Here is a 24597-nt window from a genome sequence, read left to right as displayed (position 1 = left end):
GCAGCTCGCGAGCATGGAGTTCCACCCCCGCCCGCAGGCCGGCGAGCCCAAGCCCTGGGCGTTCCCGGCCCCGGAGCGCGGCGCGCTCCCCAACGGCCTGACGGTGCTGCGCTGCCACCGGCCCGGTCAGCAGGTCGTCGCCGTGGAGGTGCACCTGGACGCGCCGCTGGACGCCGAACCCAAGGGCCTCGACGGCGTCTCCACGATCATGGCGCGGGCCTTCAACGAGGGCACCGACAAGCACTCCGCCGAGGAGTTCGCCGCCGAACTGGAGCGCTGCGGCGCCACGATGGACGCGCACGCCGACCACCCCGGTGTCCGCGCCTCCCTCGAAGTACCGGCCTCCCGCCTCGCCAAGGGCCTCGCCCTCCTGGCCGACGCCCTGCGCGCCCCGGCCTTCGACGACAGCGAGATCGAGCGCCTGGTGCGCAACCGCCTGGACGAGATCCCGCACGAGAGCGCCAACCCGGCCCGGCGCGCCGCCAAGGAGCTCTCCAAGCAGCTCTTCCCGGCCGACGCGCGCGTGTCGCGCCCGCGCCAGGGCACCGAGGAGACCGTCTCGGCCATCGACGCGGCGGCCGTGCGTGCCTTCTACGACCGGCACGTGCGCCCCGCCACCGCCACGGCCGTCGTCGTGGGCGACCTGACGGGCATCGACCTGGACGCCCTCCTCGCCGACACGCTCGGCGCCTGGACCGGCGGAACCGCCGAGCCGCGCCCCGTGCCGCCCGTCGTCGCCGACGACACCGGCCGCGTGGTCATCGTGGACCGTCCGGGCGCCGTGCAGACGCAGCTGCTCATCGGTCGGATCGGACCGGACAAGCACGACCGCGTGTGGGCCGCGCAGGTCCTCGGCACGTACTGCCTGGGCGGCACCCTGACGTCGCGTCTGGACCGCGTCCTGCGCGAGGAGAAGGGCTACACCTATGGTGTGCGCTCCTTCGCCCAGGTGCTTCGCTCCGCGCCCGACGGCAGCGGCGCGGCGATGCTCGCCATCAGCGGCTCGGTCGACACGCCGAACACCGGGCCGGCGCTCGACGACCTGTGGAAGGTCCTGCGCACGCTGGCGGCCGAGGGGCTCACGGACGCCGAGCGGGACACCGCCGTGCAGAACCTGGTGGGCGTGGCCCCGCTGAAGTTCGAGACCGCCGCGGCCGTCGCGAGCACCCTCGCCGACCAGGTGGAGCAGCACCTGCCGGACGACTTCCAGGCGCAGGTCTACCGGCAGCTCGCCGCCACGGGCACCGTGGAGGCCACTGCCGCCGTCGTGAGCGCGTTCCCCGCGGACCGTCTGGTGACGATCCTGGTGGGCGACGCCGCGCAGATCGAGGAGCCGGTCAAGGCCCTCGGGATCGGCGAGGTCACGGTGGTCGCGGGCTGAGTCCGTCACCCGCGGCACGTACGAAGCCCCGGCGCCGGTAGCGGCTGCCGGGGCTTCGTGGCGTCGGTCACGATCATCTTCAATCACTACACGCTCGCAAATGTCCGAATTGGCATAGAGGTTGCCTGTCCGCCCTGTGGCGTGCACTACAAAACACGGGTTCTGTTTGTCGATCCCAAGACGCCCCGCTTAGCGTTCCCTCCGGCTGTCCGCCAGACGTACGTCGCGCCCGCGACACCGGACAGTCATCGCCGAGTCCCCATGGTGCGAGCCAGGGGAGCCGGGGACCCACCGAAGTCCCTGGGGTGAATCGGGCGCTCTTCCCGCGAGGGGAGGGGGCCCGTAGGAGACCTTCCTGCTCCGAACCCGTCAGCTAACCCGGTAGGCGAGAAGGAAGGAAAGGACCAGCCACTTCATGGGGTTCACCCGTGCCACCGGGAAGCACCGCCGTCCCAGCCGCCTGACGCGTACCACCGCTCAGGTCGCGGGCGTCGCCGCCATCACCACGACGGGCGTGGTGGGCGGTCTCGCCGCCCCCGCCCTCGCCGCCGACACCGCGGTCGCCCCGCACGACGGCCTCACGCAGGCCGTGGCCATCGGCGACTCCCTCGCGGAGCAGATCGACGCGCAGGCCTCCGCGCAGCAGAAGGCCGCCGCCAAGGCGAAGGCCGAGGCCGAGGCCAAGAAGAAGGCCGAGGAGGCCAAGCGCAAGGCCGAGGCGGAGGCCAAGAAGCGGGCCGCCGAGAAGGCCAAGAAGGAGCGCGAGGCCAAGGAGCGCGCCGCCCGTGAGGCCGAGCGCAAGCGCCTGAACAGCTTCGTGTCGCCGATATCCGGCTCGTACGTCTCCACCGCCTACCAGTCCAGCAGCGGCCTGTGGTCCTCCGGCAGCCACACCGGCATCGACTTCCACGCCTCCAGCGGCACCTCGGTGCACGCGGTCGGCAGGGGCACCGTCGTCGAGGCCGGCTGGGGCGGCGCGTACGGCAACAACGTCGTGATCAAGATGAACGACGGTACGTACACCCAGTACGGTCACATGTCGTCGATCGGCGTCTCCGTCGGCCAGGACGTCACCCCCGGCCAGCAGATCGGCCTCTCCGGCGCCACCGGCAACGTCACGGGCCCGCACCTCCACTTCGAGGCCCGCACCAGCCCGGACTACGGCTCGGACATCGACCCCGTCGCGTACCTGCGCCAGCACGGTGTGAACGTCTGACCCACCCGGCACACGCACACGCGTCGAAAGCCCCGGCTCACCCGAGCCGGGGCTTTCGCGTGCGCGGGTCTGCGTTGTCCAAAAAATAACCCCGGATTCCGCTCCCGCGTCGGAAATTCGGGGTCGGTGGAATAGAGTCATTGGACAAGTGCTCCGGCCGCGTGTCATTCGCGCTTGCACGGGCGTCAATCGACCGCTTTTCGCGGGGATCAAGGCGGAGGTCGACTCATGCGCATTCCCGCGCACTCGGTATGCACGGCGATCCGTGACGACATCGTCGCCGGGGTCTACGAGCGCGGCGGCAGGCTCACCGAGGAGCTGCTCGCGCGTCGCTACGGGGTCTCGCGCGTGCCCGTCCGCGAGGCGCTGCGCACCCTGGAGGCGGAGGGCTTCGTCGTCACGCGCAGGCACGCGGGCGCGTGCGTGGCCGAACCCACCGAGCGGGAGGCGGCCGACCTCCTGGAGATCCGCATGCTGCTCGAACCCATGGGCGCCGCCCGCGCCGCGCAGCGCCGCACCGAAGCCCATCTCAAGGTCCTGCGCGGCCTGGTCAGGCTGGGTCAGGAGCGCTCCAGGCGGGGGCAGAACGAGGACCTTCGCTCCCTGGGCGGCTGGTTCCACGAGACGCTCGCCCAGGCCTCCGCAAGCCCCGGTCTGATCGCCCTGCTCACCCAGCTCCGGCACAAGATCGCCTGGATGTACACCGTGGAGAGCCCGGCCCAGCCCGCCGAGTCCTGGGCCGAGCACGGAGCCATCGTCGACGCCGTGGCGCGCGGCGACGCGGAGCGCGCCCGCGCCCTGGCCGCGCTGCACACGGAGCGCGCGACGGCCGCGCATCGGCTGCGCGTCCCCCGCGCGGGCGAGCGTGTGAGGACTTCGCAACATGCAGTCAACACGGTGGGGCACCAGGTTTAACAACGGCGCCGTATACAAAGAAGTGCGCTATTCATGGAGCGGCTTGAAGTCGAGCTGTTCGGGCGATTCGAGAACCCTGAATTTGGTGCGAATCAATTTCTGCTGCCCGATTCTTTGGAATTCGCATCGCGTGAGCGGAACTAAAAAGCCGCACGCCCCGAAAGGGGGCGCGCGGCTTTTCAGTACTGCTTTTGTCTTTGTGTCAGACGGTCTCGGGGAGCTCCTCGAGACCCTCGGCGACCAGCTTCGCCAGACGGTCGAGCGCGGCGTCCGCGCCCTCGGCGTCGGAGGCCAGCACGATCTCCTCGCCACCCTGGGCGCCGAGGCCCAGCACGGCCAGCATGGAGGCGGCGTTGACGGGGTTGCCGTCGGCCTTGGCGATCGTCACGGGAACGCCGGCCGCCGTGGCCGCGCGGACGAAGATGGAGGCGGGGCGGGCGTGGAGGCCCTCGGCCCAGCCGACGTTGACGCGGCGCTCAGCCATGTGATGCTGCCCTTCAGGTGTCTCACGGTTGTCTAGACCAGTGTTCCATACCGGGAGGCGTGCGTAACGCGGACCCGGGTCCTCGTCGGCACGGCCCTTCGGTCCTCCATAGGGTGCCTTCCGTCCGCGCGGGCCGCGACCCGTACGACCGGCCGACGGTTGTCGGTGCCCGGCCCTACTCTTGCGACATGGAGATCCCGTCGGACCGGCATGCGTATCCCGCCCACTGGGAGGCCGACGTAGTGCTGCGCGACGGCGGCACCGCGCGGATCAGGCCCATCACCACGGCGGACGCCGAGCACCTGACCAGCTTCTACGAGCAGGTCTCGGACGAGTCGAAGTACTACCGCTTCTTCGCGCCCTACCCCCGCCTGTCCGCCAAGGACGTGCACCGCTTCACCCATCACGACTACGTGGACCGGGTCGGCCTCGCGGCGACGGTGGGCGGCGAGTTCATCGCCACGGTGCGCTACGACAGGATCAACGCGCACGGGATGCCCGCCACCGCGCCCGCCGACGAGGCGGAGGTCGCCTTCCTCGTGCAGGACGCCCACCAGGGGCGCGGGGTCGCCTCCACCCTCCTGGAGCACATCGCGGCCGTCGCCCGTGAGCGCGGCATCCGCCGGTTCGCCGCCGAGGTGCTGCCCGCCAACACCAAGATGATCAAGGTGTTCCGGGATGCCGGATACACGCAGAAGCGCAGCTTCGAGGACGGCGTCGTCCGCCTGGAGTTCGACATCGAGCCCACGGAGGCCTCGCTCGCGGTGCAGCACGCGCGCGAGCAGCGCGCCGAGGCCCGCTCGGTGCAGCGTCTGCTCGCCCCCGGCTCCGTCGCCGTGATCGGAGTGGGGCGTGCGGCCGGAGGAGTGGGCCGCAGCGTTCTGGACAACCTGAAGGACGCCGGCTTCACCGGACGCCTGTACGCGGTGAACCAGGCGTTCGGGGACGACGTCACGGAGATCGACGGCGTACCCGCCCACCGCTCCGTGCGCGACATCGACCCGGCGGCCCCGGTCGACCTGGCCGTCGTCGCCGTGCCCGCCCCCGACGTCCCCGAAGTCGTCGCCGAATGCGGCGAGCGCGGCGTGCAGGGCCTCGTCGTGGTCTCCGCCGGCTACGCCGAGAGCGGCGACGAGGGCCGTGAGCGCCAGCGCGCCCTGGTCCGCCAGGCCCGCAGCTACGGAATGCGCATCGTGGGGCCGAACGCCTTCGGGATCGTCAACACCTCTCCGGAGGTACGGCTCAACGCCTCGCTCGCCCCCGAGATGCCGCGCCCCGGCCGCATCGGCCTGTTCGCCCAGTCCGGCGCCATCGGCATCGCGCTCCTGTCCCGACTGCACCGCAGGGGCGGCGGCGTCACCGGGGCCAGTGGGGTCTCCACGTTCGTCTCCGCGGGCAACCGCGCGGACGTCTCCGGGAACGACGTCCTTCAGTACTGGTACGACGACGCCGACACCGATGTCGCCCTCATGTACCTCGAATCGATCGGCAACCCCCGCAAGTTCACCCGCCTCGCCCGCCGCACCGCCGCCGCCAAGCCCCTCGTGGTCGTGCAGGGCGCCCGGCACAGCGGCATCGCCCCCACCGGGCACGCGGTCCGCGCCACCCGTCTCCCGTACGCCACCGTGTCCGCGCTGCTGCGCCAGGCGGGTGTCATCCGGGTCGACACGATCACCGAACTCGTGGACACCGGACTTCTGCTGGCCCGCCAGCCGCTGCCCGAGGGGCCGCGCGTCGCCATCCTGGGCAACTCGGAGTCGCTCGGCCTCCTCACCTACGACGTGTGCCTCTCCGAAGGGCTGCGCCCCAAGCCGCCGCTGGACCTGACGACGGCCGCCTCCGCCGCCGACTTCCGGGCCGCGCTGGAGCAGGCCCTGGCCGACGAGAAGACCGACGCCGTCGTGGTCACCGCGATACCGGCCGTGGGGGAGGGCCCCTCGGAGGACGCGGAACTCGCGGCCGCCCTGAGCGCGGCCGCCGCCACCGGCCCCACGAAGCCGGTGCTCGTCGTGCACGTCGAGCTCGGTGGCCTCGCGGAAGCGCTCTCCGCCGCGACCAGCACGGGGCCCAACGCGCCGGGCACCCCGCAGCAGCGCTCCGCCCCCACGACGCCCGACGCCCCCGAAGGCACCCCGGCCCCGCAGGACGCCGCCCCGCGCCTCATCCCTGCCTACCCGGCCGCCGAGCGTGCCGTCCGCGCGCTCTCCCAGGTCGCCAAGTACGCCCAGTGGCGGCGCGACGCGGCCGAGCCCGGCAAGGTGCCCGAGTACGACGCCGTCGACGAGCAGGGGGCCGCCGAGCTGATCGCGGAACTGCTCGCGAAGGACAGCACGCCGAAGGGCGCCGACCTCGCCCCGGAGGACGCCCGCGCGCTCCTCGCCCGCTACGGCATCGACGTACGCCCCACGCTGCCCGCGCCGGGGCCGGACGAGGCCGTGGAGGCGGCCCGCTCGCTCGGCTACCCGGTGGCCCTGAAGACGACGGCCCCGCACCTGCGGCACCGCGCCGACCTCGGCGGCGTACGCCTCGACCTGTCCGGTGAGGGAGAGCTGCGGCGCGCCTACGAGGACCTGACCCAGCGCCTGGGCAAGCCCGCCGAACTGCGGCCGGTCGTGCAGTCGATGGCGCCGCGCGGAGTCGACACCGTGGTGCGGGCCGTCATCGACCCGGCCGCGGGCGCCGTGCTCTCCTTCGGGCTCGCCGGAGCCGCCTCCGAACTGCTGGGCGACACGGCGCACCGTCTGATCCCGGTGACCGACAAGGACGCGCAGGCGGTCGTGCGGTCGATCAAGACGTCCCCGATCCTGTTCGGCTGGCGCGGCGCGGCCCCCGTGGACACGCCCGCGCTGGAGGAGTTGTTGCAGCGCGTGTCGCGCCTGGTCGACGACCACCCCGAGGTCGTCGCGGTCGCCCTCGAACCCGTCGTCGTGGCGGAGCGCGGCCTCACCGTCCTCGGCGCCTCCGTCCGGCTCGCGCCCCCGCCCGCCCGCACCGACCTCGGCCCGCGCACCCTGCCCGCCGCCTACTGAACCACCTCGTCACATGCCCCCACGGAGGGTTGTCCACAGGGGCAACGGCAGTCTCTTTTCGGGCCTTAGGATGGACCCCATGGCCAAGACCAGTACGACGACCCAAGGGCTCCGCACGGCGATCGAGCGCAGCGGCTACTACCCGGCTCTCGTGGCCGAGGCCGTGGAGGCCGCGGTCGGCGGCGAGCCGATCTCGTCGTATCTGGTGCACCAGGAGACCACGTTCGATGCGAACGAGGTTCGCCGTCATGTCACCGTCCTGGTCCTGACCGACAGCCGCTTCATCGTCAGCCACACCGACGAGCAGGCAGCCGACAGCACGTCCCCGACGTCGTACGCGACGACGTCCACGGAGTCCGTGCAGATCGGCCGGATCTCGTCGGTCGTGCTCAGCCGCGTCGTCGCCAACCCGGAGAAGTACGTTCCGGGGTCGCTGCCCCGCGAAGTCGTGCTCACCATCGGGTGGGGCGCCGTGTCCCGCATCGACCTGGAGCCCGCGACCTGCGGCGATCCGAACTGCGAGGCGGACCACGGATACACGGGCAACACGACGGCGGACGACCTGAGCCTGCGCGTCAGCGAGGCCGGGGACGGTCCGGAGACCGTGCGCCAGGCCCTGACCTTCTCCCAGTCCCTCTCCGAGGCCATCGCGGACGCGGGACGCCGATGACGCAAGCCGCCTGGGACGACGTAGAGCCGCTGCCCGTCCACACCGCTCCCGTCCCGGCGTACGGCACCGGATCCCTCGCCGACCTGCTGCCCACGATCGGCGCCCATCTGGGCGTGCCCGGCTGCACCGCCGGGATCCCGGAGCTTCAGCCGGTCGACCGCGCCTGCGTGTTCCTGATCGACGGCCTGGGCTGGGAGCAGCTGAAGGCGCACCCGGACGAGGCCCCGTTCCTCGCCTCCCTCATACCGTCCTCGCGCGGCGGCACCGGCAGCCCGATCACCGCGGGCTACCCGGCGACCACCGCGACCTCCCTCGCCTCCGTGGGCACGGGACTGCCGCCCGGCGCGCACGGCCTGCCCGGTTACACGGTGCGCAACCCGGCGACCGCCGAGCTGATGAACCAGCTCCGCTGGAACCCGTGGACGAAGCCGGAGGTCTGGCAGCCGTACCCGACGATCTTCCAGCGCGCCCACGAGGCGGGCATCCACACGGCGCAGGTCTCCGCTCCCCACTTCGAGACGACACCCCTCACCAAGATCGCTCTCAGCGGCGGCACGTTCCACGGCCGTCTCTCCGGCGAGGACCGCATGGACCTGGCCGCCGAGCAACTGGCCGCGGGGGACCGGTCGTTGGTCTACACGTACTACAGCGAGGTCGACGGCAAGGGGCACCGCTTCGGCGTCGACTCCGATCCCTGGCGCGGACAGCTCATGTACGTCGACCGCCTCGCGCAGCGCCTCGCCGAGCAACTGCCGCCGCGCAGCGCCCTGTATGTCACCGCCGACCACGGCATGGTCGACATCCCGTTCGACGAGCAGTCCCGTATCGACTTCGACGAGGACTGGGAGCTGGGCGCGGGCGTCGCCCTGCTCGGCGGCGAGGGCCGCGCCCGCCACGTGTACGCGGTGCCGGGAGCGGCGGGCGACGTTCTGGCGGTGTGGCGCGATGTGCTCGGTGAGCAGTTCTGGATCGCGTCGCGCGACGAGGCGGTCGCGGCCGGCTGGTTCGGTCCACAGGTTGATCAACGTGTGTACGACCGCCTCGGCGACGTGATCGCCGCGGCCCGTGACGACGTGCTCATCATCGCGTCGCAGAGCGAGCCGAAGGAATCCCTGATGGTTGGCAACCACGGCTCGATGACCCCGGCGGAGCAGCACGTACCGCTGCTGGAAGTGCGGTCCTGACCCCTCCCGCCGCTCGCGCCGCCTCGGCGGCCACCCCCTCACGCAACGCGAAAGGTGCTCAACCTCCCATGCCCGAGCTGGTGTTCTTCTCCGGAACCATGGACTGTGGGAAGTCGACCCTCGCTCTGCAGATCGAGCACAACCGCTCGGCGCGTGGCCTCCAGGGCCTCATCTTCACCCGCGACGACCGGGCGGGGGAGGGCAAGCTCTCCTCGCGCCTCGGCCTGGTCACGGACGCCGTGGAGGTCGCGGACGACCTGGATGTGTACGCGTACGTGGTCGATCACCTCTCGCACGGCGGGAAGGTGGACTACGTGATCGCGGACGAGGCGCAGTTCCTCGCCCCCGTACAGATTGATCAACTCGCCCGCGTCGTCGACGAGCTGGAACTCGACGTCTTCGCCTTCGGCATCACCACCGACTTCCGCTCCAAGCTCTTCCCCGGCTCCCAGCGCCTGGTCGAACTCGCCGACCGCGTAGAGGTGTTGCAGGTCGAGGCGCTCTGCTGGTGCGGCGCCCGCGCCACGCACAACGCCCGCACCGTCAACGGCGCGATGGTCGTCGAGGGCGCCCAGGTGGTGGTCGGCGACGTGAACCGGACGCCGGACGAGGTCGGCTACGAGGTGTTGTGCCGCCGCCATCACCGGAGGCGGATGACGAGTGCCACGTCGCACGCGGCGGCGCTGTCCCCGGACGTGCTGCCGGTCGGCTCGGCCTGATCCGCGGCTACGCGTCCCGCGACGTCACCACAGAGAACTCGGCCCCTTCCGGATCCGCCACCGTCGCGACCCGCCCGTGCGCGCCCTCGCGCGCGGGGGAGATCACGTGGCCACCCAGGTCGGCGACCCGTTCCACCGCCTCGTCGACGTCCCCGACCTCGAAGTACGTCATCCAGTGCGGGCCCTGGTCGTGCGGCAGGGCGTGCCCGATGCCGTGCACGGAGGCCACCGGACGGCCCTCCAGGTGCAGGGTCAGGAAGTCGAAGTCGGCGGAGACGACGGCCTCTTCGGTGTAGCCGAAGACCGCCTGGTAGAACTTCGCGACGCTCGCGGTCTCCCGCGTCACCAGCTCGGTCCACGCCATCGCGCCCGGCACCCCGGTCACGGCCGTGCCCACGTGCTCGGCGGCCTGCCAGACGCCGAACACCGCGCCCGCCGGGTCGCATCCGACCGCCATCCGGCCGGCCTCCCCGGCGTCCAGCGGGCCCACGCCCACCGTGCCGCCGCAGTGCCGCACCGTCTCGGCCGTGGCGTCCACGTCGTCCGAGGCCAGGTATGGGGTCCAGGCGATCGGCAATTGGCGCTCGGGCGGCAGCTGGCCGATCCCGGCGACCTCCTTGCCGTCGAGGAGCGCCCGCACGTACGGGCCGAGTTGTTGCGGGCCGGGCCTGAACTCCCAGCCGAACAGCGCCCCGTAGAACTCCTGGGTCGCGGCCATGCCGTGCACCATCAGGCTCACCCAGCAAGGGGTGCCCGGTGCGCGCCGGGCTGCTGCCTCGGTCATCGTCACTCTCTCCTCGGAACGGAACCCTCGGGCCGTCGGCTCGGGACCCCACGTGTCGTGTGGCGCCCGTGCTGATGGTGGCACTCGGTGCCGCACAGCGCTCCTCGGCCGCGCCGAAGCCTTCGGTCTCCCACGGTGGGAGTGCCCGAAATGGTGTTTCGCACACGTTTCGACGCCATGCCCGGGCCACGTTCGGTCCATGTCCGGCATCGAGACGCTCGGTAGTTGATCGAGCACGCTATACGACCACGGGCGCACGGGCCAGAGCATGAGCAAGGATGGGCCCATGAATGCCATCATCTCTGCATCCGAACTTGCGCGCGATTTGGCGGGGGCGCGCCCGCCCGTCCTGCTCGACGTCCGCTGGCAGCTCAGCGTCGCCAAGGCCGCGGGAGCGCCCGCCTTCGACGGCCGCGCCGAGTACGCGGCGGGCCATGTCCCGGGCGCGGTCTACGTCGATCTCGACACGGAACTCGCCGGTCGTGCGGGACCGGGCGACGGCCGGCACCCCCTGCCCGAGATGTCCGCGTTCGGTGCGGCGATGCGCGCGGCCGGAGTCTCGGCGGACCGCGACGTCATTGTGTACGACGGCGGGCAGGGCTGGGCCGCGGCGCGTGCCTGGTGGCTGCTGCGCTGGACGGGTCATCCGTCCGTGCGGGTGCTCGACGGCGGGCTCGCCGCGTGGAACGGGCCTCTGGAGACCGAGACCCCGACGCCGGAGCCGGGCACCTTCGAGCCTGCACCCGGTGCCACCGGACTGCTCGACGCGGACGCCGCCGCGGCCCTGGCCCGCTCAGGTCTGCTCCTGGACGCCCGCGCCGCCGAGCGCTACCGCGGTGACGTGGAGCCCATCGACCGCGTCGGCGGCCACATCCCCGGCGCGGTGTCCGCCCCGACCACGGAGAACGTCGGCGAGGACGGCCGCTTCCGCCCGGCCGCCGAGCTCGCCGAGCGCTTCAAGTCCCTTGGTGCGAACGGCGATCCGGGCCAGGTCGGCGTCTACTGCGGCTCGGGTGTCTCGGCAGCGCACGAGATCCTTGCGCTCGCCGTGGCCGGCATCGACGCCCGGTTGTACGTCGGCTCCTGGTCCCAGTGGTCCGCCGACGAGGCGCGCCCGGTGGCGACCGGGCCGGACCCGCAGTAGCGGCCCGCCGTACGCAGATGCAGAGGGGACCCGCGCCGACTGAACGGCGCGGGTCCCCGCTGCGTACAAGTACACGACGTGGCTGCCCGGCAATCCGGATTGGCCCGACTGCCGCCCAGCTGCCCCGGCTACTCCTGCTTCTTGCGGCGCGTGCCGAAGACGATCTCGTCCCAGCTCGGTACGGCGGCGCGGCGGCCGGGCCGCACCCCGTCGGCCTCCGCCTGGCGGTCGGTGGTGCCGGTGAGGCGGTCGCGGTGACCGGCCACGGCGCGCGGCATCAGGATGTCCGCGTACGCCGATCCGGCACCGGCCGAAGCGGCGGGCGCGGGCGGCTCCTCCACCTCGGCGGCCGCGGGCGGCTCGGGCTCCTCCTGCGGCGGCTCGGGGGCCACCGCGGGACGCTCGGGCACCGCGAGATCGCCTCGGTAGCTGGGCACGGCCTCCAGGAGGCTGGTCAGCGAGTCGCGCTCCGGCGAGGCCGAGGAGGCGATCGCCGGGAGCTCGGTCTCGTCCGGCTCCGGCTCGGCGGGCGCCGTCGGGCGCTCGAGCTGCCGGTCCAGGGCGCGGTCGAGGGGACGGTCCCTGGGCAGCCGTGCGATGCGCGGCACGAACGGGAACGTGGGTTCGGGCGTGCCGATGTCGTCGGACTCGCCGATCAGCGAGCGCGCCTCGTCGTCGACGGCCTGGACGAGCCTGCGGGGCGGGTCGTACGTCCAGCTCGCCGAGTGCGGTTCGCCCGCGACCCGGTAGACGAGCAGGACCTCCCAGGTGCCGTCGTCGCGGCGCCAGGAGTCCCACTGGACCGTGTCCTTGTCGGCGCCGCGCAGCAGGAGGCGCTCCTGCACCGCCTCACCCAGCTGGGGTCCGGCGTTCTCGCCGGGGCGGCGCACGGGAGTCTTTCTGGCGCGCTCGGCCATGAACGCGCGCTCCGCGAGCACGGGGCCCTCGAAGCGACGGACGCGGTCCACCGGAATGCCGGCGAACTGTGCGACCTCTTCCGCGGTCGCGCCTGCCCGTATACGCGCTTGGATGTCGCGTGGGCGGAGGTGGCTCTCCACCTCGATCTCGATCTGGCCGAGGCGCGGACGGTCGCCGCGTACGGCGGCCCGGAGGCGCTCGTCGATCGGCAGCGTGTACTCCGTGCTGTCCGCAGCCTTCAGCACCAGCCGTGTGCCGTCGTTAGAGACGGCCACGACACGCAGTTCGGGCATGGGGACCTCCCGGGTGGTGCCTGCCGACGTCACGTGCGTCGCTGCTTCCGCTAGTCGAGTGTGGCCTGCCCGGGTGCAGCCTGCCACAACCTTGCCGAGTTGCCCGGCGTGTCGGGCATGGGCCCTGGATCGCCGTTATGGCACGGTTACCTATTCGCAACGCTAAGTGACGGACTCCGTCACCCTGTGCAGCGAACCCCCTCCCCACGGCCCTTTCGGGACCCGAGCACCCTGGCGGGAGACCGGACCCAGGGCTCGCAACAGTACTCCATTCGGGCCACTCGCGTGGATCGGCACGCCGCCGAAGTTCTCTCGGGGTGCGGGAGTTGAGGTCGCGGGCCCCGAACCTTGGTGGGGGATGTGAGGGGTGCGCGTGTTCTGCTTCACGAAATCTCCGGAACTGGAACTGATTCCTCCCTTGGTTCGTCCTTTCTCATGCGTCCTGGGGAGTTCGCTTACTCTTGGGAGCTTCGCTGAGGCGTGGGCGGTTTTGTCGAGAAAGGTAGGCCAGGTCCGAAAATGGGCAAGAAGCCGGAGATCCCCGAGGACATAGCGGAAGAGCTGGCGGAAGAGCCCAAGAGGAAGCGGCTGGATCTGAGCGTGCCGCAGGTGGCGGGCAGTGCGGTGGCCGCCGTCGTGGCCGCGAAGCTCGCCTCGGGCCTCGGCGTCTACGGAACGATCCTCGGTGCCGGTGTGGTCAGTGCCCTGGCCACCTGCGGAGGCACGCTCTTCCAGCACTTCTTCCGGCGCACCGGCGAGCAGATACGCGACGTCCGGGTGCCGAAGCCGAAGACCCGGAAGGTGCCGGTGACGGCGCAGGGGACCCCCGTGCCCCGCACGTTCCGCTCGGACTCCTCGATGGACGCGACGCGTTCCATGGCCACGGGATCCGGGCCGCCGGCGGCCCGGCCCGCCGTGACGGCGCTGCCGACGACCACGAACTGGGGGATGTCGAAGATCCGGTCCGCGGAGGCCGAGGAGACGGCGCCGCCGCAGCTCTCCGCCATGGAGAAGGCCACCGCCATGCAGCAGATCTCCACCGGGGAGCGGACCGCGGCCGTGGGAGAGACCTCCGCCACCGAGGGGACGCAACTGCTCGACACGGGCGCCGTGGCCGACCTCTGGGCCGACGAGGACACCGACAAGACGCAACTGCTGTCCGCCGGGACCCTCTCCGCCGCGGCCGACCCCGAGAAGACCCAGCTGCTCAGGCCCGAGACGGTCGATCAGGCGACGCGGATGCTGCGCGTCACGGACGCCGAGCACGCCGACGGCGGGAGCATCGGCGGCGAGGGCGGCGACGGGGACGCGGACCTCGGCGACGAGTTCACCGAGGGCACCGTGCACCGTTCGAGCATCAAGAGCTGGAAGCGGCCGTTGGTCGCCGCGGCGGTCGTGTTCGGCGTCACCATGGGCGGGATCACGACGTACGAACTGGTGTCGGGCCAGACCTTCGGCGGTGGCGGTCGCGGCACCACCATCGGCGACGCCTTCAAGGGGAGGAGCTCGTCCTCCGGCAGCGACAACCCGACTCCGGAAACGACGCAGACGCCGTCCGACGGCAGCAGCACGGGTTCGGGGTCCGGTACCGACCAGAACAACGACTCCGGTACCACCGTCCCGGACCCGAGCGCCACGCCGTCGACGGGCAGCTCCAGCGGCTCGGGCACGGGCTCGGACTCCGGCTCGGACAGCGGGTCCTCCGATTCCGGCTCGGACTCGGGCTCCGACTCCGGTTCGGACTCCGGTTCGGACAGTGGATCCGACTCCGGCTCGGATTCCGGTAGCGGTTCCGACTCCGGTTCGGACAGCGGCACCAACCCGAGCACCGCGCCCACGCAGGGCTCGGACGTCGTGCCGCAGTCGGAGTGACCGAAGGCCCCTTCGGGGCCGGGGGAGGCCGGATCAGTCGCCGAGGACCCGCCGCAGATAGGCGTTGCCGAACACGCGGTCCGGGTCCAGGCGGTCGCGCAGCGCCGTGAACTCCTCGAAGCGCGGGTACGCGCGCGCGAGGTACTCGGCATCGCGCGTGTGCATCTTGCCCCAGTGCGGGCGGCCCTCATGAGCGGTGAAGATCTGCTCCGCCGCGGTGAAGTACCGGTGGTAGGGCGTCCCCTTGTACATGTGCACGGCCACGTAGGCGGTGTCGCGGTCGGACGCCGTGGACAGCGCGATGTCGTCGGCCGGGGCGGTGCGGACCTCCACGGGGAAGCTGATCCGCAGACGTGAGCGGTCGACCATGGACCTCAGCTCGCGCAGCGTGTCCACGAGGGCCGCGCGCGGAACCGCGTACTCCATCTCCACGAAGCGCACGCGGCGCGGCGACGTGAAGACCTTGTAGGGAATGTCCGTGTACGTCCGGGAGGACAGCGCCCGGCTGGAGATCTTGGCGATCGACGGGATCGTGGCGGGCACGGCGCGGCCGATCGAATTGACCACCTGGAACATGCCGTTGGAGAGCAGTTCGTCCTCGACGAAGCTGCTCAGCTTCGAGACGGGGGCCTCAGGTCCGGCGCTGCGGTTGTTGCGCTTGGTGTTGCAGCTGCCGGTGTGCGGGAACCAGTAGAACTCGAAGTGCTCGTTCTCGGCGTGCAGCGCGTCGAAGTCCGTGAGCACCCGGTCGAGGCTCATCGGCTCCTCGCGCGCGGAGAGCAGGAAGATCGGCTCCACGGCGAAGGTGATCGCCGTGACGATGCCGAGGGCGCCGATGCCGATCCGGGCGGCCGTGAAGACCTCGGGGTTCTCCTGTTCGGAGCAGGTGAGGAGTTCGCCACTCGCGGTGACCAGCTCAAGTCCCTTGATCTGCGCGGCGATCGAAGCGGAGTCGCGGCCCGTGCCGTGGGTGCCGGTGCTGGTGGCGCCGGAGACCGTCTGCTCCATGATGTCGCCCATGTTCGTGAGCGACAGGCCTTCGCGGGCCAGGGCCATGTTGAGTCGCTTGAGCGGGGTGCCGGCCTCGACCGTGACGGTCCCGTTCTCCCGGTCAATGCTGCGGATGCCGGTCAACAGTTGAGGGCGTATCAATACGCCGTCGGTCGCGGCCGCCGCTGTGAAGGAGTGGCCCGAGCCGACGGCCTTCACCTTCAGGCCGTCCTCGGCGGCGCCGCGCACCGCCGCGGTCAGCTCCTCGACGGACGCGGGCGTCACCTCGCGCATGGGGCGCGCCGTGACGTTCCCCGCCCAGTTACGCCAGGCTTCGCTGCTCTTCCGGGTGCCCGTCTGCCTGCCCGTTTGCGCCGTGCTCATCGGTGCTTCCTCCCCGCTGCGGAACAACCGGCCGCTTCAGCCGGCGATAGCCCAGGAGCCCGACGAGGACCGCGACGGCGCCGGAGACCCCCGGCACCGCGTACCCGGCACCCGCCCCGGCCGCGTCGATCACCCAGCCGGCCACGGAGGAACCGAGCGCGACGCCGACCGAGAGTCCGGTACTCACCCAGGTCATGCCCTCGGTCAGCTTCGCGCGAGGTACGTGCTGCTCGACGAGGGCCATCGTCGTGATCATCGTCGGTGCGACGGACAGGCCCGCGACGAAGAGCGCCACGGCCAGGAGTGGCAGGTTCCCGACCAGTTGGAGGGGGATCATACTCACGGCCATCGTGACGACACCCACCAGCCACCTGGGAGCGGGCGCTCCCTTGAAGTGCAGCAGGCCGAACAGGGCGCCCGCGAGGCAGGAGCCGGTCGCGTAGACGGCGAGCACCACGCTCGCCATCGACTTGTGGCCGAGATCCTCTGCGTAGGCCACCGTGACGACGTCGATCGACCCGAAGATCGCGCCCGTCGCGACGAAGGTCGCCACCAGGACCTGCAACCCGCGCGCGCGGAGCGCCGATCCGCGACTGTGCTGCTCACGAGGGTGCGGCGTCGGCTCCGTGGCCCGCTGCGAGGTCAGCCAGAAGACGCCGACCGCGAGGAAGCAGCCCGCCAGGAGGGGACCTGCCTCCGGGAACCACACGGTCGACAGGCCGATGGAGATGATCGGCCCGAACACGAAGCACACTTCGTCCAGCACCGACTCGAAGGAGTACGCGGTGTGCAGCTGCCGCGGCACGTCTCCGTAGAGGGCCGCCCAGCGTGAGCGGATCATCGAGCCGACGCTCGGGACGCAGCCGACGAGCGCCGCGCACGCGAAGAGCGTCCAGTCCGGCGCCGTGTACTTCGCGCACAGCAGGAGTCCGGCGACCGCGACGAGCGAGACCAGCGTGGCGGGACGGAGCACCCGCCGCTGCCCGTGCCGGTCGACGAGGCGGGAGATCTGCGGTCCGATCAGGGCGGCGGACAGTGCCACGGTCGCGGACAGCGCGCCGGCGAGCCCGTAGCGGCCGGTCAGCTGGGAGATCATCGTGACGATGCCGATGCCCATCATCGACAGGGGCATCCGGCCCAGGAGCCCCGCCGCGGAGAAGCTCTTGGTGCCCGGAAGGGCGAATATGGCGCGGTAGGGGCTGGGCAACTCGACTCCAGTAAGGCGTAAAACCGGTCGATACAGCTTACGCCTGTCAAAGATCGACACGTGGCGGTTTCTCGCCTGTCAGTGCCGGGTGGCAGGATCGAACACATGCCAGAAGCGCACGCTGCCAGCCCCGATGCCCGCCCTTACGACGCCCTGCTGCTGCTCTCGTTCGGCGGCCCGGAGGGCCCCGAGGACGTCGTCCCGTTCCTGGAGAACGTGACGCGCGGTCGAGGCATCCCCACGGAGCGGCTCAAGGAGGTCGGACAGCACTACTTCCTGTTCGGCGGAGTCAGCCCGATCAACGAGCAGAACAGGGCCCTGCTCGACGCCCTCCGCAAGGACTTCGCCGACCACGGCCTGGAGCTGCCGGTCTACTGGGGCAATCGCAACTGGGCGCCGTACCTGACGGACACCCTGCGCGAGCTCGTCACCGACGGCCACCGCCGCGTCCTCGTCCTCGCCACCAGCGCGTACGCCTCGTACTCGGGCTGCCGCCAGTACCGGGAGAACCTCGCGGAGGCGCTCGCGACGCTGGAGGCCGAGGGCCTGGAGCTGCCGAGGATCGACAAGCTGCGGCACTACTTCAACCACCCCGGCTTCGTGCGCCCCATGGTCGACGGCGTCCTGAAGTCCCTCGCGGAGCTCCCCGAGGACGTCCGCGACGGCGCCCACATCGCCTTCACCACGCACTCCATCCCGACCGCGGCGGCCGACACCTCCGGGCGGCCCGAGGAGCACGGGGACGGCGGGGCGTACGTGAAGCAGCACCTGGACGTCGCCGGGCTGATCGCCGACGCGGTGCGCGAGGAGACCGGCGTCGAGCACCCCTGGCAGCTCGTCTACCAGTCGCGCTCCGGCGCCCCGCACATCCCGTGGCTCGAGCCCGACATCTGCGACCACCTGGAGGAGCGCCACGAGGCAGGCGTCCCCGCCGTCGTCATGGCGCCCATCGGCTTCGTCTCCGACCACATGGAGGTCCTCTACGACCTCGACACCGAGGCCGAGGCCAAGGCGGCGGAACTGGGCCTTCCGGTGCGCCGGTCCTGCACCGTGGGAGCCGACCCGCGCTTCGCCGCCGCCGTACGGGAGTTGATCCTGGAGCGGGCGTCGACCGAGAGCGGCAGGAACGTCACACCCTGCGCACTCGGCGCGCTCGGCGCGAGCCACGACCTGTGTCCCGTGGGCTGCTGCCCGGCCCGCACCCCCAAGCCCGCTGCGGCCGGTGCCGACAGCCCGTACGCATAAGGACAGTCACGTGACCGATCCCCGGGCGGCCCACGCCGCCGACGACCTCGCGCCCCTCAAGGCGGAGCTGCTCGACATCGCCCTGGAGGCGGCCGCCCGAGCCGGTGTGTTCCTGCGCGACGGCAGGCCCGAGGACCTCGGCGTCGCCGCCACCAAGACGAGCGCCGTCGACGTCGTCACCGAGATGGACATCGCCTCCGAGAAGCTGATCACGGACTACCTGGCCGAGCGCCGCCCCGACGACGGGGTGCTCGGCGAGGAGGGCTCCTCCACGCAGGGCACCAGCGGCGTCCAGTGGGTGATCGACCCCATCGACGGCACCGTCAACTACCTTTACGGGCGCCCGGAATGGTCCGTTTCCATCGCGGCCTTCAAGGACGGCGAGACGCTCGTCGGCGTCGTCGCCGCCCCGATGCGCGGCGAGACCTACCGCGCCGTCCTCGGCGAGGGCGCCTTCGTGAACGACCGGCCCGCCCGCGTGCGCGTGGCGCCGCCCTTCGAACAGGCCCTCGTCGGCACCGGATTCGGCTACCTCGAATCCCGTCGCGCCCGACAGGCCGACGTGCTGCGCCAGTTGGTGCCGAGCGTGCGCGACATCCGGCGCGGCGGCTCGGCCGCCATCGACCTGTGCGACGTGGCGGTCGGCCGCCTCGACGCCTACTTCGAACGCGGCCTGAATCCCTGGGACTTCGCGGCCGGCGACCTCATCGCGCGCGAGGCGGGCGCCCTCACCGGCGGCCGCCCCGGAGAGCCCCTCTCGCCGGAACTGACCGTCGCCGCGCCCCCCGGCCTGTTCGAGCCGCTCCAGAATCGGCTGGAAGAGCTCGGTGCCTGGCACGACTGAGCCTTCCGCCCCACGGCACGCGCGGCGCAAGCCGTGACGGCGCACACGGCACACGAAAGGGCCCCGGCGCCCGCCTGGATCGAACCAGGCGCCGGGGCCCTTCTTCGTGCGTCAGACGCTCGAGGCGTGAACCTCCACGCCGTGCTCGGCGGCGAGGCGGCGGAGGTCGTCCAGCTCGCCCTGCTCGACCTCGGCAAGGAAGTCGTCACCGGTCTCGCGCGCCCGCGTCAGGTCGGTCTCGGCCGCCCTAATGCGCTGCAGAAGTCCTGCCGTAAATGCGTCCATGGTTGCGCCCCCTCGTCCTGGGTCGTGGGTCGATGGCACGGGGGTGTGCCCTAGGAAGGGTCGATCACGTCCCGTGTCGCCCCTGGCGGATGTGCGGTCTCGACAGCGGCTCGTGGCATGCCACATACAAAGCGTGATCGCGGGTGTACAGCCGTCCTCCCCAAGCTCCCTTCGGGAGAAACCTCGACCCTGACAGAAAATCCCGCATTCCCCGGACGCCCGTCCGCCTTACAGCCGGTTTATGGCCGAAAGGGGCAGGATGGTGACCACAGCCCAACACCGAGCCTGCCCGCGCGCCCGAGAAACGCGCCGGTGGGAGACCAGAGGAAGGACAAGCGACGTGCGCGTACTCGTCGTCGAGGACGAGCAACTGCTCGCCGATGCGGTGGCCACCGGACTGCGCCGGGAGGCCATGGCCGTCGACGTCGTGTACGACGGTGCGGCCGCCCTGGAGCGCATCGGCGTCAACGACTACGACGTGGTCGTCCTCGACCGCGACCTCCCGCTCGTGCACGGCGACGACGTGGCCCGCAAGCTCGTCGAGCTGGGCATGCCCACCCGCATCCTCATGCTGACCGCCTCCGGCGACGTCAGCGACCGCGTGGAGGGCCTGGAGATCGGGGCGGACGACTATCTGCCCAAGCCCTTTGCGTTCAGCGAGCTGACGGCCCGCGTACGGGCCCTCGGACGCCGTACGAGCATGCCCCTGCCGCCCGTGCTCGAGCGCGCGGGGATCAAGCTCGACCCGAACCGCCGAGAGGTGTTCCGGGACGGCAAGGAGATCCAGCTCGCCCCCAAGGAGTTCGCCGTCCTCGAAGTGCTGCTGCGCAGCGAGGGCGCCGTCGTCTCGGCCGAGCAGCTCCTGGAGAAGGCCTGGGACGAGAACACGGACCCGTTCACCAACGTCGTGCGGGTCACCGTGATGACCCTGCGCCGCAAGCTGGGCGAGCCCGCCGTCATCGTCACCGTGCCCGGCTCGGGCTACCGGATCTGATCCCTAGATGGCCGCCGCACCCGCGCCACCCTCCCAGGCGCCACCGAAACCGACATGGAAGCCCGGCACGAAGGCGGAAGCGCCCTTCCCCTGGCTCCGACCGACCATCCGGATAAGGCTCACGCTGCTGTACGGCGGCATGTTCCTCATCGCGGGCATCCTGCTGCTCTCGATCATCTATCTGCTGGCGGCGCAGGCCCTCGACGTGGGAGGCGATCTGCCGTTCAAGGTCACCGACGGGCACGTCGTCAGCGCCAGCTGCAACTTCCCGCCGGGGAACATCTCGGCGAGCGAGCTGAACGACCTGATGAACGGCTGCGTCAACAAGCAGCGACAGCACGCCCTCGACGTGCTCCTCAGCCGCTCCCTGATGGCCCTGATGGGCCTCGCCGTCATCGCCTTCGCCTTCGGCTACGCCATGGCGGGGCGCGTCCTGTCCCCGCTCGGCCGGATCACGCGCACCGCGCGCCGGGTCGCCGGCACGGACCTCACGCGCCGCATCGAGCTGGACGGCCCGGACGACGAGCTCAAGGAGTTGTCGGACACCTTCGACGAGATGCTGGACCGCCTGGAGCGCGCCTTCACGGCCCAGCAGCGCTTCGTCGGCAACGCCTCGCACGAGCTGCGCACACCGCTCGCGATCAACCGCACCCTCCTCGAGGTGCACCTCTCCGATCCGGGCGCCCCCGTGGAGCTCCAGCAGCTCGGCAAGACGCTGCTCGCCACGAACGAGCGCAGTGAGCAGCTCGTGGAGGGCCTGCTGCTGCTCGCCCGCAGCGACAACCAGATCGTCGAGCGCAAGCCCGTGGACCTGGCGGAGGTCGCCTCGCAGGCGATCGACCAGGCCAGGGCCGAGGCCGACGAGAAGGGCGTGGAGATCCGCGGCGAGTGCAAGGAATCGGTCATCCAGGGTAACGGCGTGCTCCTTGAGCGCATCGCCCTGAACCTCGTACAGAACGCCGTCCGCTACAACATCCCCGAAGGGGGATGGGTGCAGGTGGACACGGAGGCCCAGCACGGCCAGGCGGTCCTGGTGGTGGCGAACACGGGTCCGGTGGTCCCCGCGTACGAGATCGACAACCTCTTCGAACCGTTCCGGCGGCTGCGTACCGAGCGCACCGGCAGTGACAAGGGCGTGGGCCTCGGGCTCTCCATCGCCCGGTCCGTCGCCCGGGCCCACGGGGGCCGCATCACCGCCGAGCCGCGTGAGGGGGGTGGGCTCGTGATGCGGGTCACCCTGCCGATCTAGGCCGGTTCGACGTGCGTGCCGCCCACGGATCTGACATGCTGCCGCCGACGCGCTGGACAGTTCGCTTTTGGCTGAATTTTCCGGACCTGCGCCGGAGAACGTCGTGTGTGATCGATCACATGGGCATTTTTTCGGCCGTCCACTCTCCGTGATCGCAAAAGCCGTGTGAAAGCCGGGAAAATCCGGGTTTTCGGGCGCCTTGATCACGGGAAGTACACGGGGTGGCGCCCGTGCAGTGCGGCAATCGGACCGTGTACGGTCCCGTTCGCCACCCAAGACGATCACTCGTGAGGGGTCCAGTTGGGTGTCGATTGAGTAACAGACCTTGATGTGAGGCAAAATCTCCGCCTCAGGTCGGGCACAAGTCCGGCCTCTCATGCGTTACGGCGCTTGAGACACCGCAGACACCCAGAGGGGGAGAGCGACATGGCAACGGATTACGACACCCCACGCAAGACGGATGACGACCTCAACGAAGACAGCATTGAGGAACTGAAGTCCCGGCGTAACGACAAGTCGGCTTCGAACGTCGACGTGGACGAGTTCGAGGCGGCGGAGGGCCTGGAGCTTCCGGGCGCCGACCTCTCGAACGAAGAGCTGGCCGTCCGCGTCCTGCCCAAGCAGCAGGACGAGTTCACCTGCATGAGCTGCTTCCTGGTGCACCACCGCAGCCAGCTCGCGCGGGAGAAGAACGGGCAGCCCATCTGCCGCGACTGCGACTGAGGCGGGGTCGGGCATGACCGGCTCGACCCCGTCCTGGAAGCGCCGCTCCCGCAACAAGCTCCGCGGGACGGCTCAAGGCCCGTCAGAGGCCGTGCGTGACGACGAGCGAGGCTCTTTCCCAGGAGCACCCGGGACACCCGGTGCCCCCGGAGAAGAGGCCTCGCTCGAATCGGCACAGAACCACGAAGCGGCACAGAAGCACGAAGCCGCAGAGAACCAAGAGGACGGTGCGCGCACAGGCGGCGCCGTCGCGAGAGGCGCCAGAACGGCCAGAGCGGGGCTGGCCAGAAGTGGCGCCGCCGCCAAGGCCGGCATCGGCTACCTCGCCGACCGGATCATCGACATCGCGCCGCGGGTGCCCGTGCGGGACCTGGCGACGCTCCGCAAGCAGTTCCCGGGGCTCGGCCCCGAAGAACTCGCGGACAAGCTGGTCACGGGCGCGAGTGCCGCCTCGTCGACCGTGGGCGCCGGAGTCGGCGCCGCCGCGATGCTGCCCGTACCGCCCGCGATGCCCACCGAGTTGGCCGCGGAGGTGACCGGCGTCGCCGCGATCGAGCTGAAGCTGATCGCCGAGCTGCACGAGGTCTACGGACAGCGTCCGCCGGGCAATCTGAAGTCCCGCAGCAGCTCCTATCTGACCGCGTGGACGGAAGAGCGCGGGATCGACGTGGCGAAGCCCGTGACGATCAACGCCGCGCTCGGCGGGCAGATGAAGCGCGAGCTGCGGCAGCAGATCATGAAGCGCACGGTGCGGAACCTGCCGAGCCTGACGCCGTTCATGATCGGCGCGGCCGTGGGGGCGTTCATGAACCGCCGCGACACCAGGAAGCTGGCCGACCGGGTCCGTCAGGACCTGCGACGACACCAGGTGCCCTGGGACGCGCTGCCCGAACTGCCGCCCCTGGAGAGGCCGCAGGACGCCCTGGAGATCGAGGACTGAGTCCTCGGCACACCGGCGTCCGCGCCCGCCCTCAGGCGCCGCGCAGAGCCTTTGCCAAAGCTTCAGGTTCGCGCGTCGACACGTACACGTACGGGGTCGGGTCCGACGGGTCGGTGATCTCGGCCCGCACCGCGGTCCTGACATAGCTGCGCAGCAGCATGAAGGCGCGCGGATCGGCCTTGTGGGTGCGCCACGCGCGGGCCTCCTCCTCGTCCAGGACGTGCACCTCGCCGAGGGCCGACAGCGGGATCTTCGCGTCGCCCGCGACCAGCGAGTCGGCCACGACACGGACCCGCGCCGAACCGTACGAACTGGTGATCACGGCGGCGACGAGCAGTCCGCCGACGAAGCCGCCGAGCAGCGGCAACGTGCCGAAGGGCAGCAGGATGATGGCGCCGACGACCCCCACCATGAACGTGATCAGCCACCACGAACGGGGTGCGGTGAGTCGTTCGTCGTAAGGCGTCGTCGAGAGCTCCATGGGGTCAAGCTTGGCACGATGCGTGCCCTGATAGGACGCGCGGGTAAGGTCTGCGCCTGTGAGTGGTACTTCTGCAGCTCTGACGCCCCCCGCCGACGCCATAGCCCCGGTGCGGCACCCCGACGCGCCCGCCCCCGGCGAGCTCCTCGGCGCGCACTACGGACACTGTTTCGGTTGCGGTGGTGAACAGCCGCACGGGCTGCACCTGGAGGCCCGGGCCGGTGAAGGCGTCACCATCACCGCCGAGTTCACCGTGCGCCCCGCCCACCAGGGCGCGCCGGGTCTGGCGCACGGCGGGATCCTCGCGACCGCGCTCGACGAGACGCTCGGTTCCCTGAACTGGCTGCTCCAGGCCATCGCCGTGACCGGCCGGCTCGAGACCGACTTCCTGCGGCCCGTTCCCGTGGACACCGTGCTGTTCCTGTCCGCCGAGGTGACGGCCGTGGCCGGGCGCAAGATCTACTCGACCGCGACCGGCCGGATCGGCGGCCCCGACGGGCCCGTCGCCGTGCGCGCCGACGCCCTCTTCATCGAGGTCAAGGTCGATCACTTCATCGAGAACGGCCGCGAGGAAGAGATCCAGGCGGCCATGAGCGACCCCGATCAGGCAAGGCGCGCCCGCGCCTTCGAGGTGAATCCGTGAATC

At 71.1% G+C, this 24597-nt stretch carries 23 protein-coding genes and 1 riboswitch; of the genes, 16 read left to right on the top strand and 7 right to left on the bottom strand.

The features are described 5' to 3' along the window. Positions 1 to 13 precede the first annotated feature (13 nt). From ACY34M_RS12435 to ACY34M_RS12425, 3 genes are all read left to right on the top strand, one after another. The gene (locus ACY34M_RS12435) at positions 14 to 1381 is read left to right on the top strand and encodes a M16 family metallopeptidase (RefSeq protein ID WP_462718576.1); all 1368 of its coding nucleotides are present in this window, start codon (positions 14 to 16) and stop codon (positions 1379 to 1381) included. A 239-nt stretch (positions 1382 to 1620) separates the two neighbouring features. After that, positions 1621 to 1783: riboswitch (cyclic di-AMP (ydaO/yuaA leader) on the top strand. Positions 1784 to 1796: 13 nt separating this feature from the next. Next, positions 1797 to 2597 carry a M23 family metallopeptidase gene (locus ACY34M_RS12430; protein ID WP_462718485.1) on the top strand — a complete coding sequence of 267 codons (801 nt, stop codon included), beginning with the start codon at positions 1797 to 1799 and terminating at the stop codon, positions 2595 to 2597. 228 nt (positions 2598 to 2825) lie between these two features. Then, positions 2826 to 3512 (top strand): GntR family transcriptional regulator, encoded by a 687-nt coding sequence (locus ACY34M_RS12425; protein ID WP_462718484.1) that lies wholly within the window; start codon positions 2826 to 2828, stop codon positions 3510 to 3512. A gap of 202 nt (positions 3513 to 3714) precedes the next feature. Here ACY34M_RS12425 and ACY34M_RS12420 read toward each other — a convergent pair whose 3' ends face one another. Further along, a complete protein-coding gene (locus ACY34M_RS12420; RefSeq protein WP_030021209.1) occupies positions 3715 to 3996 on the bottom strand; it encodes an HPr family phosphocarrier protein in 282 nt (93 codons plus the stop codon). Between the two features lie 188 nt (positions 3997 to 4184). Between ACY34M_RS12420 and ACY34M_RS12415 the strand changes: the two genes are divergently transcribed. From ACY34M_RS12415 to ACY34M_RS12400, 4 genes are all read left to right on the top strand, one after another. Further along, positions 4185 to 7025, top strand: coding sequence for a bifunctional acetate--CoA ligase family protein/GNAT family N-acetyltransferase (locus ACY34M_RS12415; protein ID WP_462718483.1), 2841 nt, complete (start codon positions 4185 to 4187; stop codon positions 7023 to 7025). A 70-nt stretch (positions 7026 to 7095) separates the two neighbouring features. Further along, positions 7096 to 7695, top strand: a complete 600-nt coding sequence (locus tag ACY34M_RS12410; RefSeq protein ID WP_462718482.1) for a DUF5998 family protein — start codon at positions 7096 to 7098, stop codon at positions 7693 to 7695. Then, positions 7692 to 8879 (top strand): alkaline phosphatase family protein, encoded by a 1188-nt coding sequence (locus ACY34M_RS12405; protein ID WP_462718481.1) that lies wholly within the window; start codon positions 7692 to 7694, stop codon positions 8877 to 8879. The genes ACY34M_RS12410 and ACY34M_RS12405 overlap by 4 nt, the downstream gene beginning before the upstream one ends. A 68-nt stretch (positions 8880 to 8947) precedes the next feature. Next, positions 8948 to 9598: a thymidine kinase gene (locus ACY34M_RS12400; RefSeq protein ID WP_462718480.1), complete on the top strand. Its 651-nt coding sequence runs from the start codon at positions 8948 to 8950 to the stop codon at positions 9596 to 9598. 7 nt (positions 9599 to 9605) lie between these two features. Here the strand turns inward: ACY34M_RS12400 and ACY34M_RS12395 are convergent, their stop codons facing one another. After that, a complete protein-coding gene (locus ACY34M_RS12395) occupies positions 9606 to 10382 on the bottom strand; it encodes a VOC family protein (RefSeq protein ID WP_462718479.1) in 777 nt (258 codons plus the stop codon). Between the two features lie 286 nt (positions 10383 to 10668). Between ACY34M_RS12395 and ACY34M_RS12390 the strand changes: the two genes are divergently transcribed. Then, the gene (locus ACY34M_RS12390; protein ID WP_462718478.1) at positions 10669 to 11526 is read left to right on the top strand and encodes a sulfurtransferase; all 858 of its coding nucleotides are present in this window, start codon (positions 10669 to 10671) and stop codon (positions 11524 to 11526) included. Between the two features lie 128 nt (positions 11527 to 11654). Here ACY34M_RS12390 and sepH read toward each other — a convergent pair whose 3' ends face one another. Next, on the bottom strand, positions 11655 to 12737 hold the full coding sequence (gene sepH, locus ACY34M_RS12385; RefSeq protein WP_462718477.1) for a septation protein SepH: 1083 nt from the start codon (positions 12735 to 12737) through the stop codon (positions 11655 to 11657). A gap of 519 nt (positions 12738 to 13256) precedes the next feature. On the opposite strand from sepH, the gene ACY34M_RS12380 reads away from it, so the two are divergent. Continuing rightward, positions 13257 to 14609: a hypothetical protein gene (locus tag ACY34M_RS12380; RefSeq protein WP_462718476.1), complete on the top strand. Its 1353-nt coding sequence runs from the start codon at positions 13257 to 13259 to the stop codon at positions 14607 to 14609. A 33-nt stretch (positions 14610 to 14642) separates the two neighbouring features. Here the strand turns inward: ACY34M_RS12380 and ACY34M_RS12375 are convergent, their stop codons facing one another. Together ACY34M_RS12375 and ACY34M_RS12370 are read right to left on the bottom strand one after the other, a co-directional pair. Further along, entirely contained in the window at positions 14643 to 15983 is a 1341-nt protein-coding gene (locus tag ACY34M_RS12375) for a D-arabinono-1,4-lactone oxidase (protein WP_462718475.1), read from the bottom strand. Next, entirely contained in the window at positions 15922 to 17190 is a 1269-nt protein-coding gene (locus ACY34M_RS12370; protein WP_462718474.1) for an MFS transporter, read from the bottom strand. Before ACY34M_RS12370 ends, ACY34M_RS12375 begins: the two co-directional genes overlap by 62 nt. Before the next feature lie 105 nt (positions 17191 to 17295). Between ACY34M_RS12370 and ACY34M_RS12365 the strand changes: the two genes are divergently transcribed. Both ACY34M_RS12365 and ACY34M_RS12360 read left to right on the top strand, forming a co-directional pair. Next, positions 17296 to 18435, top strand: a complete 1140-nt coding sequence (locus ACY34M_RS12365; protein ID WP_462718473.1) for a ferrochelatase — start codon at positions 17296 to 17298, stop codon at positions 18433 to 18435. Between the two features lie 10 nt (positions 18436 to 18445). Beyond that, complete coding sequence (locus ACY34M_RS12360) at positions 18446 to 19279, top strand: inositol monophosphatase family protein (RefSeq protein WP_462718472.1); 834 nt, start codon at positions 18446 to 18448, stop codon at positions 19277 to 19279. A gap of 111 nt (positions 19280 to 19390) precedes the next feature. Here the strand turns inward: ACY34M_RS12360 and ACY34M_RS12355 are convergent, their stop codons facing one another. Beyond that, positions 19391 to 19564: a hypothetical protein gene (locus ACY34M_RS12355; RefSeq protein WP_356378267.1), complete on the bottom strand. Its 174-nt coding sequence runs from the start codon at positions 19562 to 19564 to the stop codon at positions 19391 to 19393. Between the two features lie 340 nt (positions 19565 to 19904). On the opposite strand from ACY34M_RS12355, the gene ACY34M_RS12350 reads away from it, so the two are divergent. The 4 genes from ACY34M_RS12350 to ACY34M_RS12335 all read left to right on the top strand — a co-directional run bounded on the left by ACY34M_RS12350 (position 19905) and on the right by ACY34M_RS12335 (position 23470). Beyond that, positions 19905 to 20558, top strand: coding sequence for a response regulator transcription factor (locus ACY34M_RS12350; RefSeq protein ID WP_266714992.1), 654 nt, complete (start codon positions 19905 to 19907; stop codon positions 20556 to 20558). Positions 20559 to 20565: 7 nt separating this feature from the next. Continuing rightward, the gene (locus ACY34M_RS12345) at positions 20566 to 21807 is read left to right on the top strand and encodes a sensor histidine kinase (RefSeq protein WP_462718471.1); all 1242 of its coding nucleotides are present in this window, start codon (positions 20566 to 20568) and stop codon (positions 21805 to 21807) included. A 426-nt stretch (positions 21808 to 22233) separates the two neighbouring features. Continuing rightward, a complete protein-coding gene (locus ACY34M_RS12340; RefSeq protein WP_018535993.1) occupies positions 22234 to 22530 on the top strand; it encodes a DUF4193 domain-containing protein in 297 nt (98 codons plus the stop codon). A 13-nt stretch (positions 22531 to 22543) separates the two neighbouring features. Next, the gene (locus ACY34M_RS12335; RefSeq protein WP_462718470.1) at positions 22544 to 23470 is read left to right on the top strand and encodes a hypothetical protein; all 927 of its coding nucleotides are present in this window, start codon (positions 22544 to 22546) and stop codon (positions 23468 to 23470) included. Between the two features lie 31 nt (positions 23471 to 23501). Here the strand turns inward: ACY34M_RS12335 and ACY34M_RS12330 are convergent, their stop codons facing one another. Further along, positions 23502 to 23951, bottom strand: a complete 450-nt coding sequence (locus ACY34M_RS12330) for a DUF3093 domain-containing protein (protein ID WP_462718469.1) — start codon at positions 23949 to 23951, stop codon at positions 23502 to 23504. Between the two features lie 58 nt (positions 23952 to 24009). Between ACY34M_RS12330 and ACY34M_RS12325 the strand changes: the two genes are divergently transcribed. Next, on the top strand, positions 24010 to 24594 hold the full coding sequence (locus ACY34M_RS12325) for a PaaI family thioesterase (protein ID WP_462718468.1): 585 nt from the start codon (positions 24010 to 24012) through the stop codon (positions 24592 to 24594). Positions 24595 to 24597: the final 3 nt, after the last annotated feature.

The sequence above is a fragment of the Streptomyces sp. EDA2-14 genome, assembly GCF_054963755.1.
The sequence above is the reverse complement of the archived record's forward strand: the minus strand, read 5'-3'. Positions and strand labels throughout refer to the sequence as shown.

What these genes read in the sequence shown, in the direction of transcription:
- ACY34M_RS12435 (WP_462718576.1), top strand. Translation starts at nt 14, where the DNA reads ATGGAGTTCCACCCCCGCCCGCAGGCCGGCGAGCCCAAGCCCTGGGCG.
- ACY34M_RS12430 (WP_462718485.1), top strand. Translation starts at nt 1,797, where the DNA reads ATGGGGTTCACCCGTGCCACCGGGAAGCACCGCCGTCCCAGCCGCCTG.
- ACY34M_RS12425 (WP_462718484.1), top strand. Translation starts at nt 2,826, where the DNA reads ATGCGCATTCCCGCGCACTCGGTATGCACGGCGATCCGTGACGACATC.
- ACY34M_RS12420 (WP_030021209.1), bottom strand. Translation starts at nt 3,996, where the DNA reads ATGGCTGAGCGCCGCGTCAACGTCGGCTGGGCCGAGGGCCTCCACGCC.
- ACY34M_RS12415 (WP_462718483.1), top strand. Translation starts at nt 4,185, where the DNA reads ATGGAGATCCCGTCGGACCGGCATGCGTATCCCGCCCACTGGGAGGCC.
- ACY34M_RS12410 (WP_462718482.1), top strand. Translation starts at nt 7,096, where the DNA reads ATGGACCCCATGGCCAAGACCAGTACGACGACCCAAGGGCTCCGCACG.
- ACY34M_RS12405 (WP_462718481.1), top strand. Translation starts at nt 7,692, where the DNA reads ATGACGCAAGCCGCCTGGGACGACGTAGAGCCGCTGCCCGTCCACACC.
- ACY34M_RS12400 (WP_462718480.1), top strand. Translation starts at nt 8,948, where the DNA reads ATGCCCGAGCTGGTGTTCTTCTCCGGAACCATGGACTGTGGGAAGTCG.
- ACY34M_RS12395 (WP_462718479.1), bottom strand. Translation starts at nt 10,382, where the DNA reads ATGACCGAGGCAGCAGCCCGGCGCGCACCGGGCACCCCTTGCTGGGTG.
- ACY34M_RS12390 (WP_462718478.1), top strand. Translation starts at nt 10,669, where the DNA reads ATGAATGCCATCATCTCTGCATCCGAACTTGCGCGCGATTTGGCGGGG.
- sepH (WP_462718477.1), bottom strand. Translation starts at nt 12,737, where the DNA reads ATGCCCGAACTGCGTGTCGTGGCCGTCTCTAACGACGGCACACGGCTG.
- ACY34M_RS12380 (WP_462718476.1), top strand. Translation starts at nt 13,257, where the DNA reads ATGGGCAAGAAGCCGGAGATCCCCGAGGACATAGCGGAAGAGCTGGCG.
- ACY34M_RS12375 (WP_462718475.1), bottom strand. Translation starts at nt 15,983, where the DNA reads ATGAGCACGGCGCAAACGGGCAGGCAGACGGGCACCCGGAAGAGCAGC.
- ACY34M_RS12365 (WP_462718473.1), top strand. Translation starts at nt 17,296, where the DNA reads ATGCCAGAAGCGCACGCTGCCAGCCCCGATGCCCGCCCTTACGACGCC.
- ACY34M_RS12355 (WP_356378267.1), bottom strand. Translation starts at nt 19,564, where the DNA reads ATGGACGCATTTACGGCAGGACTTCTGCAGCGCATTAGGGCGGCCGAG.
- ACY34M_RS12345 (WP_462718471.1), top strand. Translation starts at nt 20,566, where the DNA reads ATGGCCGCCGCACCCGCGCCACCCTCCCAGGCGCCACCGAAACCGACA.
- ACY34M_RS12340 (WP_018535993.1), top strand. Translation starts at nt 22,234, where the DNA reads ATGGCAACGGATTACGACACCCCACGCAAGACGGATGACGACCTCAAC.
- ACY34M_RS12335 (WP_462718470.1), top strand. Translation starts at nt 22,544, where the DNA reads ATGACCGGCTCGACCCCGTCCTGGAAGCGCCGCTCCCGCAACAAGCTC.
- ACY34M_RS12330 (WP_462718469.1), bottom strand. Translation starts at nt 23,951, where the DNA reads ATGGAGCTCTCGACGACGCCTTACGACGAACGACTCACCGCACCCCGT.